The organism is Paenibacillus sp. GD4, assembly GCF_030846225.1.
Taxonomy (GTDB): domain Bacteria; phylum Bacillota; class Bacilli; order Paenibacillales; family NBRC-103111; genus Paenibacillus_G; species Paenibacillus_G silviterrae.
In genome coordinates this window covers 80,194-98,734 of record NZ_JAVCYK010000002.1, presented here as the reverse complement: position 1 = coordinate 98,734, position 18,541 = coordinate 80,194, and the positions used below count along the sequence as shown (strand labels likewise).

At 49.9% G+C, this 18,541-nt stretch carries 17 protein-coding genes; 3 read left to right on the top strand and 14 right to left on the bottom strand.

What is annotated here, in order from left to right; translation table 11 throughout:
- Positions 1-7: 7 nt before the first annotated feature.
- Positions 8-1,123: an ABC transporter substrate-binding protein gene (locus tag RAC89_RS23790; protein WP_306616240.1), complete on the bottom strand. Its 1,116-nt coding sequence runs from the start codon at positions 1,121-1,123 to the stop codon at positions 8-10.
- 244 nt (positions 1,124-1,367) lie between these two features.
- Between RAC89_RS23790 and RAC89_RS23785 the strand changes: the two genes are divergently transcribed.
- Entirely contained in the window at positions 1,368-2,123 is a 756-nt protein-coding gene (locus RAC89_RS23785; RefSeq protein ID WP_306616239.1) for an IclR family transcriptional regulator, read from the top strand.
- Between the two features lie 81 nt (positions 2,124-2,204).
- Here RAC89_RS23785 and RAC89_RS23780 read toward each other — a convergent pair whose 3' ends face one another.
- The 5 genes from RAC89_RS23780 to RAC89_RS23760 form a co-directional block, all read right to left on the bottom strand.
- Complete coding sequence (locus tag RAC89_RS23780; protein ID WP_306616238.1) at positions 2,205-2,816, bottom strand: flavin reductase family protein; 612 nt, start codon at positions 2,814-2,816, stop codon at positions 2,205-2,207.
- 75 nt (positions 2,817-2,891) lie between these two features.
- Positions 2,892-3,452 (bottom strand): GNAT family N-acetyltransferase, encoded by a 561-nt coding sequence (locus RAC89_RS23775; protein ID WP_306616237.1) that lies wholly within the window; start codon positions 3,450-3,452, stop codon positions 2,892-2,894.
- Between the two features lie 130 nt (positions 3,453-3,582).
- Positions 3,583-4,749 (bottom strand): MFS transporter, encoded by a 1,167-nt coding sequence (locus RAC89_RS23770; protein ID WP_306616236.1) that lies wholly within the window; start codon positions 4,747-4,749, stop codon positions 3,583-3,585.
- Between the two features lie 52 nt (positions 4,750-4,801).
- Positions 4,802-5,185, bottom strand: a complete 384-nt coding sequence (locus RAC89_RS23765; protein ID WP_284645415.1) for a RidA family protein — start codon at positions 5,183-5,185, stop codon at positions 4,802-4,804.
- A gap of 104 nt (positions 5,186-5,289) precedes the next feature.
- Positions 5,290-5,796, bottom strand: a complete 507-nt coding sequence (locus RAC89_RS23760) for a DUF402 domain-containing protein (protein ID WP_306616235.1) — start codon at positions 5,794-5,796, stop codon at positions 5,290-5,292.
- 175 nt (positions 5,797-5,971) lie between these two features.
- Here RAC89_RS23760 and RAC89_RS23755 point away from each other — a divergent pair, with 175 nt between their 5' ends.
- Together RAC89_RS23755 and RAC89_RS23750 are read left to right on the top strand one after the other, a co-directional pair.
- Positions 5,972-6,175, top strand: a complete 204-nt coding sequence (locus RAC89_RS23755; protein WP_306616234.1) for a hypothetical protein — start codon at positions 5,972-5,974, stop codon at positions 6,173-6,175.
- Positions 6,176-6,341: 166 nt separating this feature from the next.
- A complete protein-coding gene (locus RAC89_RS23750; RefSeq protein WP_306616233.1) occupies positions 6,342-6,953 on the top strand; it encodes a LysE/ArgO family amino acid transporter in 612 nt (203 codons plus the stop codon).
- A 69-nt stretch (positions 6,954-7,022) separates the two neighbouring features.
- Here the strand turns inward: RAC89_RS23750 and RAC89_RS23745 are convergent, their stop codons facing one another.
- The 8 genes from RAC89_RS23745 to RAC89_RS23710 all read right to left on the bottom strand — a co-directional run bounded on the left by RAC89_RS23745 (position 7,023) and on the right by RAC89_RS23710 (position 18,403).
- Positions 7,023-8,630, bottom strand: a complete 1,608-nt coding sequence (locus RAC89_RS23745; protein ID WP_306616232.1) for a glycosyl hydrolase family 28-related protein — start codon at positions 8,628-8,630, stop codon at positions 7,023-7,025.
- A gap of 54 nt (positions 8,631-8,684) precedes the next feature.
- Complete coding sequence (locus RAC89_RS23740) at positions 8,685-10,010, bottom strand: ABC transporter substrate-binding protein (RefSeq protein WP_306616231.1); 1,326 nt, start codon at positions 10,008-10,010, stop codon at positions 8,685-8,687.
- Positions 10,011-10,112: 102 nt separating this feature from the next.
- On the bottom strand, positions 10,113-11,894 hold the full coding sequence (locus tag RAC89_RS23735) for a cache domain-containing sensor histidine kinase (RefSeq protein ID WP_306616230.1): 1,782 nt from the start codon (positions 11,892-11,894) through the stop codon (positions 10,113-10,115).
- Positions 11,891-12,925 (bottom strand): helix-turn-helix domain-containing protein, encoded by a 1,035-nt coding sequence (locus tag RAC89_RS23730; RefSeq protein ID WP_306616229.1) that lies wholly within the window; start codon positions 12,923-12,925, stop codon positions 11,891-11,893. The genes RAC89_RS23735 and RAC89_RS23730 overlap by 4 nt, the downstream gene beginning before the upstream one ends.
- A gap of 21 nt (positions 12,926-12,946) precedes the next feature.
- On the bottom strand, positions 12,947-14,488 hold the full coding sequence (locus tag RAC89_RS23725) for an extracellular solute-binding protein (RefSeq protein ID WP_306616228.1): 1,542 nt from the start codon (positions 14,486-14,488) through the stop codon (positions 12,947-12,949).
- Positions 14,489-14,636: 148 nt separating this feature from the next.
- Positions 14,637-15,515, bottom strand: coding sequence for a carbohydrate ABC transporter permease (locus tag RAC89_RS23720; protein ID WP_306616227.1), 879 nt, complete (start codon positions 15,513-15,515; stop codon positions 14,637-14,639).
- Positions 15,516-15,542: 27 nt separating this feature from the next.
- Positions 15,543-16,496 (bottom strand): ABC transporter permease, encoded by a 954-nt coding sequence (locus RAC89_RS23715; protein WP_306616226.1) that lies wholly within the window; start codon positions 16,494-16,496, stop codon positions 15,543-15,545.
- Complete coding sequence (locus RAC89_RS23710; protein WP_306616225.1) at positions 16,466-18,403, bottom strand: heparinase II/III domain-containing protein; 1,938 nt, start codon at positions 18,401-18,403, stop codon at positions 16,466-16,468. The genes RAC89_RS23715 and RAC89_RS23710 overlap by 31 nt, the downstream gene beginning before the upstream one ends.
- Positions 18,404-18,541: the final 138 nt, after the last annotated feature.

Sequence of the window (18,541 nt, the reverse complement as noted above, 5' to 3'; positions counted from 1 at the left end):
GCTCACCTTATTTTCCGACTTTAGGTGCGATTTCTTTGTTGAAGCGGTCCAGCCATACCGGAGTATTGCCTCCGACAACCTCAAGATCGAACTTCTTGACCTTGCTGCGATCGAAGCTCAGCTTCTTAGCTGCATCACCGGAGAGCTTAACATCCGTTGCCGGGTTGTAGTAGAGCTTCTCTCCGTACATGGTCTGAATTTCGTCGGTCAGCAAGAAGTCAATGAACAGCTTGGAGGCATTAGGGCTCTTAGCGCCTTTTACAATGGTGGCTACGTTAGGAACCAGGTTCGCGCCTTCCTTCGGAATAACGAATTCCAGATTCAGCCCGGCATCCTTCTGTACCAAGCTTCTAGCCATAGTCCAAGCCGTGTAGGCCGCCGATTTGTTCTGCAGATTTTGCTGCAGCTGAGCAGCGCTCTTCGCGAAGGTAGGCATATATCCGGCGATCGTTGCGAGCTTCTCAAAGCCCGGATCCATATTCTTCTCGGAGCCGCCGTTTGCGTATGCCAGCATGATGAGTGCGGAACGGCCGAAGTTACTGGACACTTCGGAGAGCGTAATATTTCCCTTCATTTCCGGCTTCGCCAGATCATTCCACGATTCCGGTACCGGGAGGCCCTTCGCCTTCACCATCTCTGCATTGTAGGAAATACCCATCGGTGTGAAGTTAACGGCAACACCGCTGTTATCCTTCACCTTCAGGTCCTCGCCTACCTTCTTCATGTTCGGGATATCTTTATCCGAGAGTGTATCCCACAGACCTTCAACGCGTCCGGCTTCCTGCTCCCCGCCTTCAATGATCGTTACGTCGATTTGCGGAGCGGCTTTCTGTGCCTTGACCTTAGCCACGATCTCTGTGGAAACCCCGGAAACATAAGTCAGCTTAACGTCAGGATATTTCTGATTGAATTTTTTGAAAATGTCGTCCTTCATCATCTGCTCCACGGTAGCGCCGTTACCTGCGATGACCAGCTGCTTCTCAGGTACCAGCGCAGCAGGTGTGCCCGCAGCGGGAGCCGCTCCCGTATTCTCTGCCGGCTTTGGTGTGCTTGCTGTTCCGCAGCCCGCAAGCAAGGTCCCGAACAATGCTGCAATTGTAACAATTGATCCCCATTTTTTCATTAGAAAATCCTCCTCGTGATGTAAATTGTTCACTATGCATGAACATTGTTTACTATTTGTGAAATGTATAGTAAGATAATAGCATGCGTTACCGTATTAACGCAATTAATAATTACGAAATTGTTAACGTTTTTTGATCATTTTTTGACTAGTCATCCCCTACCTCTTCTGCTACACTACACGTAAATTGCCGTGTCGATGACGGTCTCTAGGTCTCTACCCCATCTAAGGAGTCTTACACCCCATGGATAATCACTTATCTTCAGTCAAGAACAGCTGCCGATTATTAAAGCTATTTCTTACGTCGGACAAGGAAATGGGCGTAAGCGAGCTTAGCCGTCACCTGGAACTGTCGAAAGGCGCCGTTCATAAGCTCCTCATGACGCTCGAAAGTGAAGGCTTCATTAAGCAGAACCCCGCTAACAAGCAGTATGCACTCGGCTATACCCTTCTGGAGCTTGGCAATCGCGTGCTCAAGAATCATAATCTGGTCGATTTCACGAAGCCCTTCCTTCAGCGGCTTGCCGAAACGACCCAGGAGCTTGTCTGTCTTTGCGTCAGAGACGGGAACGAAGCGATTTATGTGAATAAAATTGACTCTGTGCATCCGATCCGGTTCAATGTGGAGGCTTATCGCCGCTTTCCGCTCTACGCTACATCCGCATCGCGGGCTATCCTTGCCTTTCGAAGCCCTGATTTTATTGAGGAAGTGCTTACGGGGGAAATGCAGACCTTTACCCCTTATTCCATGAAAAATGCGGACGAGCTCAAGTCACGACTCGAGACCATACGCGAGCAGGGCTTCGAGCTAAGCTCGGACATGCGAAACGTCGGTGTGACGGGTATTGCCGCTCCCATCTATGATGCGGACGGAACGGTCAATGCCTCGATCAGCATGATCGGTCCGAGCGACCGTGTGACACCGGCCATCCCCGTATTTACGAGGCTGGTTACCCAGACGGCGCAGGATATCTCCCTTCAGCTTGGCTACAGGAAGTAAGAAGCCGAATAAGGAAAAAAAAGAGAAAGCGACGGATAATCCGTCACTTTCTCTTTTTTATTTGGATCAGGGCCTTCCATTTTACGCACGAAACGTCTTTCCAAGCTCTGGCCCCAGTCCGAAGTAATGCCGGAAGTTATAAATTAACGGACTCCAGGAGGATGCATCTACGTGATTCTCGTTTTTGACAATATCCTGGCGTGCATGGACCCGCAGTGCTTCCACTTCGACAATAGCAAAGCTCGGACTGTGCTCCGGAATACGAATGTTCCTTACGGCACTCTCGATTTGCAGCGGATATTCCCGGATCCGGCTCGGCTGTACCAGCTCCGACGCCTGGCTCGTAAGCCCGGCAGCGCCGAACTTATCTTTTTCATACCGATAGGACATTTGTAATTTATAATCCGGCACGGGATCCTTTCCCGTTAGCGGAGCCAGTGCCTCGACCTGCCTCCAAAGACTCGGATCCGGGACATTGATCACACATTCTGCGTGATTTCTCAGGTTCTCCATAGCCTTCCCGCCTACCCCAATCCCCAGAACGATATGTTGCCCCAATGCCCAGGATGAGGACAACGGACTAATATTCGTTGTGCGGTCTTCGTTCAGGGTGGTTAACAGGACAACGGGTGTGCCGTAATATAAAATGCTAGGTTGTATGACCTTGTGGTCTTGAACGGACTCCTTGTGCATGGCAGCAGCCTCCAATAAAATAAGAACGTATATTCTTATTCTATAACAAACGAATGCAATGTCAATGCACTAGGATCATTCCGCATGCGACCATTCCGACCTCAAGAGAGAAAAACAACGTTGATCCGCATACGCTCCCCGAAAAAAGGAATACCCTCGCAAGATCCCGTCCTCGTGAAAGCCCAGCTTCTGTAACAGCCGGATGGAGGGCATCGCATCCAGATTCGTGAAAGCTTCGATTCGGTACAGCTCCATGGCCTCGAACCCGAATGTGATGACGCCTTGAACAATTTCCGTCATATATCCCTGCCGCCAATGCTTTTTACCTAGGTCATAAGCAATTTCTCCGCGCGAGCCTCTGTCCGTTTCCCAACCATTGAAGCCACAAGTGCCGATTAAGGAAAGGTCGTCTTTTTTGACGATTCCCCACCGGAATGCCTTATTCTCTATAAACAGATGGTTCATAAAATCAATCAGCTCTTCCGCTTGATGGATGCCGGTGAACGGATCGATTCCCATGTCCCTTGTCACATCGCCATCGGAGAAAATTTCGAATATCGCAGGTGCATCGTCAACAGTCATTTGACGCAAGAAGAACCGCTCTGTTTCAACCGTTGGAAACTTTTCGAATTTCATGAATAACTACCTCTCTATCCTGAATAAAAAATACAAGCCACCTTTCAGCTTACCTTCCGTAAGCAATCGACGCAAAGGAATTCTTCGTTATAATGAACCTTTACTTGGCAACCCCCCGGGAGCAGCCCCCTTATGAATCCCCGTGAATCCCTATCGCCGGCTGCTCCTTGTTGATTTTCCCCCACTTATAGAGCACAAGGAGTGCTGCGGCACATATTACCGCGCAAACCATGAAAGCGGACTGAAGGCTGTAAGCCGCCGCATACAGACCGCCGAAGAGAGAGCCCGCGACACGGCTGGCCCCCATGACGACCGCATTCATCGTTTGTCCACCGGCTCTCAGCTCCGCAGGTACATGCTTCGCAACAAATTCAGCAAGCGCCAGATAGAGGATAATGTAGGTGCCCCCGTGCAGCGCCCAAATCACGAGATACGTGACCTGATTAACCCCTACCGCGAACAGGATCCAGCGCAGCACGGCAATCATCCCGACCAGCAAAAGCACACTGCGGATACCCGCTCCCTGATACATTCGATTGAACAGTAAAATAAACAAAGGCTCCAGAACGCATCCGATCATAATGCCTAGCCCGATCCACCCCATGCTGATGCCCTGTTCGAAGCTGTACACCGATTGAAACGCATAGAAGTACCCGAGGGTCGTAGAAATAATAAAACTGTACGCGTAAATAACGACCAAGTTTCGATTTCGAAGCATAATAAGCGGATTGACCTTCGGCTTGCCGCGCTGATGTCCTTCGACCTTAGGAACAAAAAATGCTAATACCCATGCCCCGATCATAAATACGGAAAAGAGCGGAAACATCAGCTCAATATTTCTCGAGAAGAGCCATCCCGCCACCGCTGCCATGATGGCATAACCGACCGATCCCGCCATGCGCACACGGGAGAATTGGAACAAACCTTTGGCCGATTGCTCCAATGCAATGGTATCGCTAAGCGGGTTCACGGCACATTGAAACGCGTAGAAAACCACCACGGCCAGCATCAGCATCCATAGCGATTGTGCGGCAAGAGGAAATAACCACACGGCCAATCCCGCCCCTGCAAGCGCCATAAGCAAAATTTGGTTCTTTGTTCGTGCGCGGTCGCCAACGGTGCCCCACACCGGCTGCAGCAGAATAGCCACAACGGAGCCCATCGTAGTTAGCCATGTGATATCCGCTGTCGTAAGCTGCAAATGCACATAATAAAGGCTAATATAAGAAGCAAACGCTCCCAGCGCCATAAAGATAAAAGCATAATAACCGGTAACTATCAAGGTTGTTTTTCGCATCGTTTCCTCCAATGGGCAATGTGGCCGGCGTATTGCCTTTGCACTCACTGCTTTACTCTACGATCGCTTCCGCTTCGATCTCCACCAGCAGCCGCGGATCGATCAGCGCTTTGACCTCCACCATGGTTGAAGCCGGTTGAATATTTTTGAAAAATTCGCCGTGTGCCCTGCCGATCTCTTCCCACTTCGTAATATCCGTAACAAACATCCGTGTTCTCACGACGTGCCGAGGCTCGGCTCCCAATTCAAGCAGAGCGTTCCCAATCGTTTGCAGAATACATTTCGTTTGCTTGTAAGGGTCTCCGACGCCGACAACATCTCCGTCCTTCATCGCTGTCGTTCCAGCCACTTCAATTCGGTTGCCCACACGGATCGCCCGGCAGTAGCCGACAATGGGTTCCCAAGGAGAACCGGAAAAAACCTGTTTTCTATGCAAGCTCATTCGCTCCCTTCACGCAAGTGATCAGTAGTTCCATTCCATTCTTACATTGTACCTCCTGTTTTCCCGCTTGGATAGGTTGAATGATTTGCGGAATCGGTTCATGTTTCTTCAGGGATACAGGCAATGAATGCCTCTAGGGTCCCGTCAAATGGAAACCGGTTGCTTTGAACCCGTTGCTGAAGCTGAACTAACTCCGCCCTTGCTTTATGTATCAACCACTCCGGATAACCGAATAAAACCGCATGGGTCTCGAATTCATCCTCATCCACTACACGCCATTCCCCGCTTCGATACACGTAATCCAGATCCAAATCGACGAAGGACACCTTTTCTCCCGATAATTTGGCCGGCTCGTTGATATTACAATAATACTGCTTTACCTGCCCGTCTACGATATCGGCACTTACGGTAAACCAGGAATCGAAAGGAAAAAATTCAATCGTCCAATGAGGTACCGTGAACACCCTCTGCTTGGTATGGTGATGCAGCTCTCTCCCTTTCTTAGCCAACACAATGATATAGGACTCGGTTTGCTCGAGAACCGTCGCTTTCCATTCATAATGCAGCCGGTCCCCGTATTTTAACGCCTGAATGGTGATTTCCACTCCACTGCCCCCTCCGGCTTGCAACAACCGCTTCGCCTCTTTATTTCGCCGGCTTCCCTGCAATTCCCTCTTATGTTCATAAGGTCGTCACCGGTATGCAATTCCGCTACGGACACAAATTCACATAAAGTAACGAATTCCTTTGGGGTAGATTTGCCGGAAGGAGATGTGGGAATTGGGAAATGTCCGCAAAATACAAAAAGGAAGCCAGGTCCGCATCTTGGCCGCTCCCTATCACGGCGAGATTACCGGAAAAATTCTTCAGGTTGACATTAGCAGCTCGTTCCCCTATACGGTGGAATTGGAAAACGGCTGGACGGTTCCTTATCACTTTAGCGAGGTTGCGCCTATTATCGAATTACGCGAATTGTCATCATAGAATGATATATATTAATGCATATTGTGCAAATAAGCACTCCATGTCAGCATGGAGTGCTTATTACGTGTTAGTCCGAAAATCGATTGACTTTCCCATACAGGTACACTAGTATATTGGCATTATACGATAAGTGCTAACTCATTAAGGAAAGGGAAGTAGTTCATCCATGGCGAGTGCGATTCTTCACGGCATTTTCTTGGCTTTCGGTCTGATCCTGCCCCTAGGTGTGCAGAATGTTTTTGTTTTTAACCAGGGAGCTGTGCAGCCCAGGCTGCTTAGAGCAATGCCTGTTGTCATTACTGCCGCCGTTTGCGATACGGTTCTTATTTCATTAGCTGTACTTGGGGTCTCCGTTATTGTTCTTGGCGTATATTGGATTAAAGCGGCGCTGCTGGCGACGGGCATCGTTTTTTTGCTCTATATGGGCTTCGTTACGTGGAAAAGCAAGCCTAACGCATCTTCCGACACGGCAAGCGCGCTTACTCCAGGCAAGCAAATCGCCTTTGCGGCATCCGTTTCTCTTCTTAACCCGCATGCCATCATGGACACGATCGGCGTCATTGGAACCAATTCCTTATCCTATTCAGGCATGGAAAAAGTAATATTCACTTGCGCCTGCATCGTAGTATCTTGGATATGGTTTTTCTCATTGGCCTTTGCCGGTAAACAAGTCGGCAGACTTGATCAATCCGGAAAGCTCATGACGGGATTGAACAAAACATCCGCTTGCATTATGTGGGGAACCGCCCTTTATCTTGTCCTCACCTTCATCTCCTAGGTATGGCACTGAAAGGGGCTATCCAAAGGTCCAAACTGACCTGAGGATAGCCTCTGCTTTTTGACCGGCTTACTCTTTAAACCCGAAGCCTCTGCGCTTCAACTGGTCAATATATAAGGATTGCGGCTCCAATTGCTCTCCCTGCCCCACGCCTTCCACGAAATCCTCCGGCATGGAAGCATCCGTCCCGGAAATCTTCGTCAGCACTTGACTCGCCGGACCTCTCGTGCCAACGACGTAACCATGCCCAAACTGCTTGGACTCGATGATATGGGTTTTGCCGTTCATATACTGTACCCCGTTCGTGTTCCAGAATACGGATTGGCTGGTTGTATGTCCGTGCAAGACGGTGCCGTAAGGCCGGTACTTGGCCTCAAGAAAGTCGCGGTCCAGCGTCATGTTATCCAACAGATTGACCATACTCAGATGCATATGGAAGTCGCTGGCTAGTCTGGGCTCAACCGACGTGCTGCGGAGCACGACATTCCCGCTGGTCCACATGCTTTTGAAATTAAAGCCATGACGGCTTTTTACAGCGTTACTTCCAACAATGAGACTATCGCTTCCGGCAAGGATAAAGCCATATCCGTTGCCGCCTTCTCCCTTATATTGCGGATTTTGCATGGTACTGTTTCGTATCGTGATCGAACGGGATTTGTAAATTTCCACCGCATCCGACAAGGTATGAACATCATCTTTATTGCCCTTGGGGCGGTAGGAATCGACCTCGTTCATCCAGCAATTCAGCGCATGGCGAAACTGTACCAGCTTGGAGGCGTGAACTTCATACGCTCCTGTGCCGTTTTTCTGGTAGTCCAAGTCTCCCCACCCGTTTTTTTCGTTTTGCCGCATACCGATGGACAGCTGCTCAATGCCCGCTTCCTCGATCGGCTGACTCACACGGTAGACCGCTGCCCCGTCCCGCGTTTTGAGAGCATAGCGGGTAGGAATATCAATGGTGATCTCCTTGCTTTTGCTATCCACCTGCACGATTTGTCTATAAAATGTCGGCCCTTTGAGGCTGCTGTCCCATTTACCCGCCATGCCATGCTCAGCGATGAAGGCTTCCGAAGCGCTGGAATGAAGGACAACGTAATCTCCTTTTTTCAGCCCTTCGGTCGATTCAAGCGGAATCGTCGTTGTCGGCTCAAGGACATCCTTGGATAAGGGGGTTTTCTTTCCCGTCGGTTGATGCCAATCGCCTCCACTCTTTGGTGCAATGAGTACAACTTTCTTCCCGCGCAGCACGGTTTCTTCGTTAGTAATGAAGGTGGAGCTTTTGCTGTCCCCGCGCAGCACTACGCCGTTATGGCGAATACACAAGGAGCAATCTTGATTCTTGGGCGGTCGCACCGAGTAGGTACCGGCCGGCAAATAAACGACGCCCCCGCCGTCCGCTCCCGCTTGATCCAGCGCCTTTTGAATGGCTTCGGTGGAATCGTTTAGCCCTGTCGGATCGGCACCGAAATCCAAAGCATTGTACGTTTTACCAGGAGGCTTCGCCGGAAGGGGCTTCTCCCCTTTGCGGTAGCCCGCATAGGGGAAATCGTGCAGGAATCGTCCGTCCGCATCCTTAAAGCCCGGCTTCCAGTCCTTAGGATATAAAGCGCTCCTCCACTTGGAGTCATGCTCCCCTTGACTTGTGCAGGAAGCTGCGATCATAGCGAATAAAACCACAAGAGAGAGTCGTATACCTGCTGTTGTCATCACCTTCATCCGTCCGCTTTCCCTTTACTTGTTTTCCGACTCGATCTTTTTGTTCACGTTCTCCTCTGCGGTACGTATTGCCGTGTTCAGATCGGTTTCCCCGGTAATGAGCTTCGTTATTTGACCGCGAATGGCTTCTTCAACGAAGGTATCATATTTCGTTTTCACGGTAGCAGGTGCGAATTGATTGTAGAAAACGGCGTTTTTCATATTTTTGTCCTTCATCTGCGTCTCTTGTCCGAATACCTGCTTAATGGCATCGTTTTTCAGCGTAGTGATTCCGCCTGTCTTGGAGAAATTCGTTTGATATTCATCGGAGATAAAGAGCTTGATCACTTCCATAGCTGCGTCTTTATGCTCCGTTGTTGACGTCGGAAACATATAGGTCGGATAGGATTGGGCCCCTACCTTCGGGCGATCCTTAAACGAAGGGAGCGACACCAGATCGTAGTTCATGTCCTTAAGCCACGGATAATCTGCATAAATGAAGGAGAACATGGCTACGTTTCGTATTTTATTAAACTCGTCCATGTAAGGGATCTTGTACCACTGCTTGCTAAGCTCTGCGGCAACCGTTTTGTAGCCTTCCGCTTTCATCGGATTTAGAATCGTTTCCTGCATGAGACGCTTCCATTGCTCGTTATCGAGCGAGGCCCGTTTGCTTTGTGCATCGACATTCACTAGGGAGAGCGGATTCATCCGTAAGTAATGGTTGATCGAAGTCGAGTACCCCACGTAATTAACGCCTCCGTCACTGCGGGTCAGCTTCTGGGAAAGATCGGATAACTCCTCCCAAGTCATGCCGTCCTTCGGATACTCCACGCCGAACCTGTCGAAGATGTCTTTATTGTACATGATAACCATCGTACTGTTGCTGATCGGAAGACCATATAATCCGCCCATGACCTTAATGGCCTCGATGGTACTGGGCTCAAACCGGTTCAAATCGACATTGTGCTTTTTCACTAAATCCGAAATGTCTTGCTGGAGGCCAATATCTAACAAGGAGCCTTTTAACCCAATCTGACCGATGGAATCGATAAAAATATCAATTTTGGTCGTTCCGCTGGTAATCATTTCACTCAACTGCACGTTCTTGTCCTTAGGAACGAATTTCACCGTTACATTAGGGAGCTTTTGCTTGATATAGCTGCCGAATTGGGCTTCGAACTGCTCCTCGGTTATCCCCGCGTTGTGGTAGAAAGACAGCTCGACAGGTTCGGTAAACTTACTTGAGACCGGAGCCTCCGCATCCTTGGTGGCAGCCGGCTCTTGGGTAGAGCATGCAGCGGAGGCCAGCATCGTTAGAGACAGTGCCAAAGCGGGTAGCGCCAACTTCTTCTTTTTCATTGAAAATCAAATCCCCTCTCGTAATAAATGTTATATCAAATTAATGTAAACGCTTTCATAATGTGGTGATTGATACCCGAGATAGTCCCACGGTTCTTAGAACTATCTCCTGAGCTTATCAACCTGTTTGGGCATGACAAGAGTAATTGTTGTTCCTGCCCCATACGTACTGTCGATTCGCAGCCCGTATTGTTCGCCGAAGACCATTTGGATTCTGCGATGAACATTCATGAGCCCGATCCCCCCGGTATAACCGGTTGCGCCCTGCCCTCCCAAGCGATTCTCTGCAAGGCGGGCTTGAATCTCAGCAAGGCGTTCACGCCGGACGCCGATCCCATTGTCCTCAACGGTCACGAGAAAACAACGTTCCTGTATCTTCGCATCAATACGGATATAATGACCGCTTGCAATCCCCTCGGGAAAGGCATGCTGTAAGCAATTCTCAACTAACGGCTGCAGAGTAAGCCGGACCATGTGCTCGAGCAGCAGTGACGGAGGAATGAGCACCTCCAACTCAAATTCCTGCTGGTTGCGATGATTCATGATGATCATGAAATTCAGTACATGGTTAAGCTCATTGGCAACCGTGATTTCCTCCAGATTCGTTTGCACCGCATAACGGAACATGAAGGATAAGGCTCGGGACATTTCCGCAATTTCTTCAGCTTCCTGCTCCACGGCGTAACCGTATACAGCCGTTAAGGTATTGTAGAGGAAATGCGGATTGATCTGCAGCTGCAAGGCTTGGAACTCCGCCGTTTGCCGCTCCATCTTCTCTTTATAAACGGTATCTACCATCGCAGCAAGACGTGTCACCATATGATTATAGCTTTGGTACAGCTGAGCGATCTCATCCTGGCGTTCAGGCAGGGCGATGGGCTGCCAGCTATCCAGCTCCGTTTGTCTCATGGCAGAACGAAGCTTTTGGATCGGCTTCGTTACGGAGGAGGCAAAACGGAAGGCAACAAAGGCGGTCGCCACCAATGCGAATAATCCCACCCAGAGGGTGCTTTGACGAATATTGGAAACCGGCCGGGTTACGTCCTCAACAGGCAAAGATACGAATAATCTCCATCCCGTATATTCGGATACGGCTGACACGAAGATCCTGTCCATTCCTTTGACCTTCATGACTGGGCCTTCATCAGGAGTGTCCGTTAGGAGTCTCTCATCCAACAAAGTGCCGATAAGCGCTTCGTCCGGATGGTAGATGAGCTTCCCTTGCTTATCTGCGATGAAGAAAAACCCCTTTTCGCCAAGATCTACCTTCGCCCAAAGCTGGGAGAGCTCACTTGCTCTAATTTCCATGGTCACTACTCCGGAATCGCGAAGACTCCGAAGCTCCCTCACCTTACTGGCAATGGTAATCATGGCCCTATCATCCACTGAGCTAATGCCATGATGGATGATGGCTGGACGATTCGCAGGACCGATCTGATCGATTAAATAACGGTAATGCGAAGCAATCGCGGAGGGCTGCGGAACAAATGTCCCTTCCCGCTGCTCGGCAATATACCTGCCGTCTTCTCCGATGACCGCGATGAAATTGATCTGAGGATAGAAGGTAAGAGTAGGCTGAAGCGCGTAGCGCCGAACCTGACTGTAATAATGGACGTAATCGTAATCACTCTTATCTATCTCGAAAAAACGGCGCAAATCCGTATTGATAAGCAAAGTGGTAGCGGCATATTCATAGGTTTTGAAATACAAGTCCGTCTGGTGGGCCGCCGTGCGAACCATCTGACGCAAATATTGCCCCGTTTGCTCCTCCAGTTCACCGGAGGAGCGCAGATAGGAGCCGACACCCAAGAGAAAAATGGCAAGCAATGTAACCAAAATTACACCAAGATAAACTCTAGCGGCCAAGCTTTTTCCGATTCTCATGAAATGCCCAGCTTTTCTCTGTATTCGGAGGGAGTCAGGCCGTTATATTTTTTGAAAAGCTTGGAAAAATGAGTCGGGTCCGTATATCCAACCTCCATCGAGACGTCCGTAATGCGGTATTGGGGAAGCTCCAGCAGCAGCTTGGCCCGTTCCAGTCGTTTCCTCATCCTGTACTTAACGAAGGTCTCACCGGTTCTCTGCTTGAACAGATGACTGAAGTAAGTCGCGCTAATGCCCAGTATTTCCGCTACCTCCTCCAGGTCCGCTTCATCCGCCAGATGGTGATCAATGTAGGTCTTCGCTTCCTCAATCGGATCCTTCGCATTCCCCCTTCGCTTAGTCATAATCCATTCGGATAGAAAAGCGATACGCTGCCTGAGTCTTTCCATAGGCTCCTCAACAGCGGATGTATCGACAAACTCCTCTTCCTGCAGTGAATATATCCCGCGTGCATTAATTTTTCGTAGAAGCAGTCCGCAGCTTTCTTCGATGAAAACGCCGGTTTGCGCCGGAGTATAACAGAAGGCTCTTCCGTGCTCAATCAGCTCTTGAACAAGGGTATCGATAAGCCGATGATCTTGCGACCAGATCGCCTCGGCCAACCGTTCCGACCAGGTGTCTATGATCGTAATGGAAGCAGGCGCCGGCCAGGCGTTCTCCAGCTCACCGACCAGCTTGCCCAGAAGACGGTTCAGCTCTTCCTTAGAGGGAGGCTTGAGCAGATATTCCTTTACGCCATGCTGCATGCACTGTTGAGCATAATGGAAGTCGCCATAGCCGGAAATGACCACGGTTAAGGTTGATGGGTATTGCTCCCGAACCCTTCGGGTCAGCTCCAGACCGTCCATTACCGGCATGCGAATGTCGGTAAATAAAATGTGGCAAATCTCCTGTTCCATCAGCTGAAGCGCTTCCGCTCCGTTCTTGGCCGTTCGAATATGTAAGCGCTCGCTATATTGGCCTTGAGCAAGCAGCTTAGCCACCGTGCGGGCGATGATCGGTTCGTCATCCGTTACCACTATGTTCCACATTGCACGAGCACCGCCTTTCGATTAAGGGACAATGACACCTTCTTTCTTATTATATCGATCGGTCGCTTCCTTGATCAAGTCATTGCCGCCCTTCGTCTTCCACTCCTCAATGACCTTCGGCAGATCGGAGAGAGGACGTTTTCCATAGATCATTTGGATAATGCCTTGCAGGATGATCGGCGCGGGCTCATCGAATTTCGGAGCCACATCCGGGGTTCTGTACTTCAGCTCAGGATTAAAGCTGATCCCGTTACGGCCTTCCTTATCCACAATATTGATTTGCTGCTCCTTCGTTCTTTGTCCCTCCGGCGTCAACGTCTCCACACCATCCTTGAAGGTCGGGTCCTTAATGAAGCTGAAGAAGCCGCGCATCCCCTGATCGTCCAGACCGGCTTTGTCCGTCGGATACTTATAATTCATCTTTCCGTTGTCCATGGTGTAGTTCTCGCCTTCAATACCGAAGTTAAAGAACTTCACAGCTTCATCCGAAATCATCCAATCGAAAAACTTCACAATTTCCACGGCATGCTTCGTCTTGGCGTTGATAAAATGGCTTCGAAGCACGGAATCATACACCATCTGTCCGCCTTTTCCGTCAGGACCTACCGGCGAAGGGATCAGCGCTACCTCGGCATCGGGTACGGATGCTCTGATTTCTCTAACAAACGTGTCAAGCTCATTGCTGTTGGAATTCCATATTCCGGCTTTTCCTGCGTTGATGCTGTTCTTCCAGATGGTTCCGTTGGTCGTGGCAAATTCTTTACTGATAAGCCCTTCATCAAACATTGTTTTATACGTTTGAATCGCTTGGCTCATGTTCTCGATGTCCATAAATTTCGGAAGTATTTGGTCTCCCTGCTTCTCGTACATTCTGTTGTAAGGGTATACGTCATAGGCACCGAAGAACACGTCGGAATATTTTAAATTTTCCCGGCCGGCGTACGGATGCTCTACTCCGAGCTTCTTAAAGGCACGCAGCACCGTAATGTACTCATCTACCGTCTTGGGAACGGGCAATCCCGTTTTCTTAAGCAAATCCATTCGAATGTAGGTTCCGCGCCGGCTGGTATGATTCAATACATCGGGGATGGCATAAATTTTCCCGTTGTATTTCACGCCTTCCCACGCTTCCTTCGGAATCTTCTTCATCAGGTTCGGCGCATGCTTCTGAAGCAGCTCATCCAGCGGCATGAAAATCCCCGCTTCTACGGAGCCTCCCATGTCCTTTCCGGTCAAGGTATACCCCTGCACCACATCGGGAATGTCATTGGTGGCGAACATTTGCGCCATCTTCTGATCGAACTCTTTATGAGGCATCGGCTTTAAGGTCAAATCGACGTTAGCCAGCTCCTCCATCTTCTTCAGCCATTTCTCTTCATTTATGTTCTGGCTGAACTCCGGAGGACCGTTTAGGATCCGAATGGACATGGAGATGGGCGTGCGCCCCTTGTTACCTTCTTCACCGGTTCCCGTTTGGGTACTATCCTTCGCAGTGGTTGAACATCCTGCCAGCACGGATAACCCCAGAGTAGCGGCAAGAACGGCTGATACGGTTGGTTTCATGCTTTCGTAACCCCTTTTCTTTAATGATGCTGCCGATGAATCCAGTATACTGGAATGATCGCAGCTGTCTTAAGGATATTTTGCTGTGAATCCGTTTTTTTTTACAGTATCTTCATAGGCTTCTAATGTTTCGGCGGTTTCGGGAGGCTTATGCCTTTACGGAACCAAGCAGCATCCCTTTAATGAAATAACGCTGCAGAAAAGGATAAATCGCAATAATCGGAAGTGTGGCTACCACGATGGTGGCCATTTTGATGCCCTCGGGGGAAGCCAGCAGAGCGGCATCGAACAGATGTGCTCCGGAACTGGAGTTCATGTTGTCGGACACGATCATCTCCCGAAGCTTGACCTGCAAGGGCTGTAAGCTTTTGTCATTAATGTAATAGATCGCAGATTGATAGGTGTTCCAATGCGTTACCCCGTAGAAAATGCCCACTGTCGCCATGGCAGGCTTGGATAACGGAACAATGATGTTCCAGAGTATCCGTGTTTCGCCGCAGCCGTCGATTCGGGACGAGTCAATGAGCTCAGCCGGGATTTGCAAAAAGAAGGATCGCATGACGAAAAAGTTAAAGGCGCTTACCGCCCCGGGCAGCAGAAGAGCCCATAAGGAATCCATTAGACCCAATTGACGAATCAATAAAAAATTCGGAATGAGCGGTGCCGAGAAGATCATGGTAAAGAGCACCATGAGCAGTATATACTTGCGGCCAACGAATTCTTGCCGGGATAACGGGTAGGCCAGCATCGCGGTCATGATCAGGTTAATCAGCGTGCCTACTGCCGTAATATATACCGTAATCCCGAAGGACCGCCAGATCGCGGTATCCATCAATACGAACTCATAATTCGTTAACGAAAAATCTACGGGAAACAAGCCAACCCTTCCCGATTCTATCGCTTTGCTGTCGCTGAAGGATTTGGCCACAATATTGACCATCGGCAGGAACATCACGAGACTTAGTAAGAATAACAGAATGTTGTTCGCTCTCAGAAACAACCGATAGCCTGAACTTCCCCTTCGCATATGCAATCACTCTCCTTTTAATACAGGCTAATACAGGCTTTCACCGGTTGCTTTTTTATGCAGATGGTTCGCCAAGAAAACCAGCAGCAGTCCCAGGACGGAGTTGAACAACCCGATCGCTGTGGTATAGCTGTACTGCTGCTCCAAGAGACCCGCTTTATAAATGTAGGTATCGATAATTTCTCCATTTTGGCTGTTTAACGGGTTGAGGAAAACGAACACACGTTCAAATCCGAAATCCATAAAGTGACCGATTTTTAGCATGAATAACACGGCAATCGTGGGAAGAAGCGCGGGAAGCGTGATCGACACAGTCTGCTGAAACCGGCCTGCTCCGTCGATTTCGGCCGCTTCATACAGATCAGGATGAATACCGGCCAAGGCCGCCAAATAAATAATCGTCCCCCAGCCGATGTCTCTCCACAAGCCGGAACCGATAATGATCGAACGAATATAGGCGCTGTCTCCCATGAAATAAATCGGCTCTGCGCCGAACCAGCCGAGGACGGTGTTGAACATCCCTGAGGAAGGGGAGAGAAAGCCTACGACAATCCCGCTGACGATAACCCAGGACAGAAAATGCGGCATGTAGATGACGGTCTGCACCCATTTCTTATAAAGCGTGCTTCGAATTTCGTTCAGAAGAAGAGCCAGCACAATCGGCGCCGGAAAGGACAGCAGCAGATCGTATAAATTAATCAGCAGCGTATTCGATAGGATTCGCCGAAATTCGGGATACTCCAGCATCGCGCGAAAATGATCCATCCCGGCCCAGGGACTGTCCAGAATGCCTTTGAAAATATTGTAGTTCTTAAAGGCTATAATGGAACCAAACATGGGAATATATTTAAATACAACGAAATACAAAATCGGCGGAAGCGCCAGAAAATATAACGTACGATATTTCCACATATAACGAATCCGCTGCAGTTTCCAAGGAGTGCTCGTCCCTAGTTTATCGGCAGTCTGTGTTGTAGCCATGTCAGCACCTCCTCCATATCCTGCTGTTCCCTGCTAAAACCTGTAATAAAGCGGCCGTAAGTTACTGCCTGCTGCCGGCGCACGAGCGTTTTCCTATGCCCAACTGTCGGCATGGCCGGGGTGTCGTACATGTAGGATTGTACTCCCGGAGCTTCCTCGATCCCCCACATCCTTAGAGGATGCTCCGTACCTGATCCGGAGCGCCAACGGATCAGCCAGCTTCGCTGCCAGTCAGCTAATCTGATTCCGTTCTGCAAATGCGAATATCCGTCGGCTCCGGTCAAGCCTTCGGCAGGTTCCCTGCCCAAGCGGATCAGATCCGCCGGTTCCGGTTCGCCTTCCAAATGAAGAAAGCAGTCCATGGTGACGGGAGCCTCCGATTTCGCCTCGCATATATCGAGCAGAAATCGGCTCTCCAGGAACAGCGTCCTGCGAAGCTTCACGCCTTGATAGGCCTCGCTCGATTCCGCTTGCAGCATATAAGCTCCATTCCGATACTCGTTCACCGTTAATTGACCTTCGGTCGGCCGCTGGGACGCTCCGTTAATCACGATCCCGTTATGGGCTATCGTTTGGCGGAACCAGCTGTAATGGAGCGGATGTCCGTAGGGAAGCATTCCGGCATCGGTGACCCATTCCTTCCCCTCCGAGAAGAAAGAATAATGCAGCTTATCGAAGTGGCCGTGCTCCCCTCCATGCTGTCCGTAATCCAGAAGAAGTGCTCTAGGGCGGCTTCCGTTTTCCTTAAGCACGATCATTCCCGTTTTCTTAAGGTGAATGGCAGAAATGCTCTGCTGCCCTTCTACAATCTTCTCGTCATGTGCGTTTGCCGGTGCAGCTCTATCCAAATCTTTACCGAACAGCAAGCTGTACAAGCTGTCGCGCTTGGATAAGCTTAACAGGTCCGTCCCCAGCCCCCACCACGCATAAGCGCATTCATAGAGTGCGGCGCGTCCCGTCAGATTCACCTTCTCCGAGTCATGGACGGCCGGAAGCATTCCATCCGGCATCGCCGCGAGCAATGGGATTTCAAACATTTTCTTGAACCGCGGATGATTCTTCAGATCCATATTGAATGTATCTGCTGCCATCACCAGTTGGACATGCGCGTACAACGCATAAAGGTGATAACCCCAAGCCCCCTCGTACCAGAAGCCGTCCTCATCGAGTGAATGCTCCATTTGGAACAAAAAGCCGTTGTTTTCATCGAATATCGCCTCGTGTAACAGCTCTTCGTCATAGGTCGCTGCTGCAATAGCCGCTAACGCTGCATTATGATACGACTGCCAATTGGAAATGCCCATCCGATTTTGCCGCAGAAGGGGCGGAACCTTATGAAACAGACCTCTTCTGCAATGCTCCTCTTCCACTGCCGTCCATAGCCCGTGCTCCTTAAGAATATGATAGCTATGAGCAATAGGAACGATCCATGAGGCCTCGGTTAATGTCTGGCAGTGCACCTTGCCCGACGTCTTTCCCGCTCCGCCATGCTTATCGTGCAGCGGATACCGTTCATAATGTTCGGCATAAAAAAGCACGATAGATTTTGCCACCTGACTCCACAGCGGCTCCCCTTGTAAGGCATAACCGATAGCTGCATCTCTGGCTAATTCGGCATACCGCCTATGCTCCAGGTCGACACCGCATTCGTCCCAAGGCGAACCCGACCACACCGCCCCGCATTTGGGGCAAAGATGCCTATCACGTGCCTTATAGGTAAGTCGTGTTCCGTCCTTCGGACATACGTAACGATGGTACCAGCCGCCTCCCGTTAGCGGAATACTCAACGGCCTTTCAGCCTCGGAATCCAATCGGTTAAACAACTGCGTTTTGACATCTTGAGTCCGATGGGAGCGAGCCGCCTTCTCGTTGATCTCTGCAAACCATTCTTTCGTCCATAGCTTCATGACGCCCTCTCCCTCCTTCGATTCCATCATACGTTCTTTCGGGCCATTCGGCATGGGATTCCTTTCTGTGTTTGAGTGTTTTTTTGCGGTTGCCTGGCTTCATGAAAAAGAAGGCAATTCTTTAGATGAACGGATCAT

Excerpts from the sequence above, each read along its gene's own strand:
- RAC89_RS23730 (WP_306616229.1), bottom strand. The coding sequence starts at position 12,925 with ATGTGGAACATAGTGGTAACGGATGACGAACCGATCATCGCCCGCACG.
- RAC89_RS23780 (WP_306616238.1), bottom strand. The coding sequence starts at position 2,816 with ATGCACAAGGAGTCCGTTCAAGACCACAAGGTCATACAACCTAGCATT.
- RAC89_RS23715 (WP_306616226.1), bottom strand. The coding sequence starts at position 16,496 with ATGGCTACAACACAGACTGCCGATAAACTAGGGACGAGCACTCCTTGG.
- RAC89_RS23775 (WP_306616237.1), bottom strand. The coding sequence starts at position 3,452 with ATGAAATTCGAAAAGTTTCCAACGGTTGAAACAGAGCGGTTCTTCTTG.
- RAC89_RS23740 (WP_306616231.1), bottom strand. The coding sequence starts at position 10,010 with ATGAAAAAGAAGAAGTTGGCGCTACCCGCTTTGGCACTGTCTCTAACG.
- RAC89_RS23790 (WP_306616240.1), bottom strand. The coding sequence starts at position 1,123 with ATGAAAAAATGGGGATCAATTGTTACAATTGCAGCATTGTTCGGGACC.
- RAC89_RS23750 (WP_306616233.1), top strand. The coding sequence starts at position 6,342 with ATGGCGAGTGCGATTCTTCACGGCATTTTCTTGGCTTTCGGTCTGATC.
- RAC89_RS23785 (WP_306616239.1), top strand. The coding sequence starts at position 1,368 with ATGGATAATCACTTATCTTCAGTCAAGAACAGCTGCCGATTATTAAAG.
- RAC89_RS23710 (WP_306616225.1), bottom strand. The coding sequence starts at position 18,403 with ATGAAGCTATGGACGAAAGAATGGTTTGCAGAGATCAACGAGAAGGCG.
- RAC89_RS23735 (WP_306616230.1), bottom strand. The coding sequence starts at position 11,894 with ATGAGAATCGGAAAAAGCTTGGCCGCTAGAGTTTATCTTGGTGTAATT.
- RAC89_RS23720 (WP_306616227.1), bottom strand. The coding sequence starts at position 15,515 with ATGCGAAGGGGAAGTTCAGGCTATCGGTTGTTTCTGAGAGCGAACAAC.
- RAC89_RS23770 (WP_306616236.1), bottom strand. The coding sequence starts at position 4,749 with ATGCGAAAAACAACCTTGATAGTTACCGGTTATTATGCTTTTATCTTT.
- RAC89_RS23725 (WP_306616228.1), bottom strand. The coding sequence starts at position 14,488 with ATGAAACCAACCGTATCAGCCGTTCTTGCCGCTACTCTGGGGTTATCC.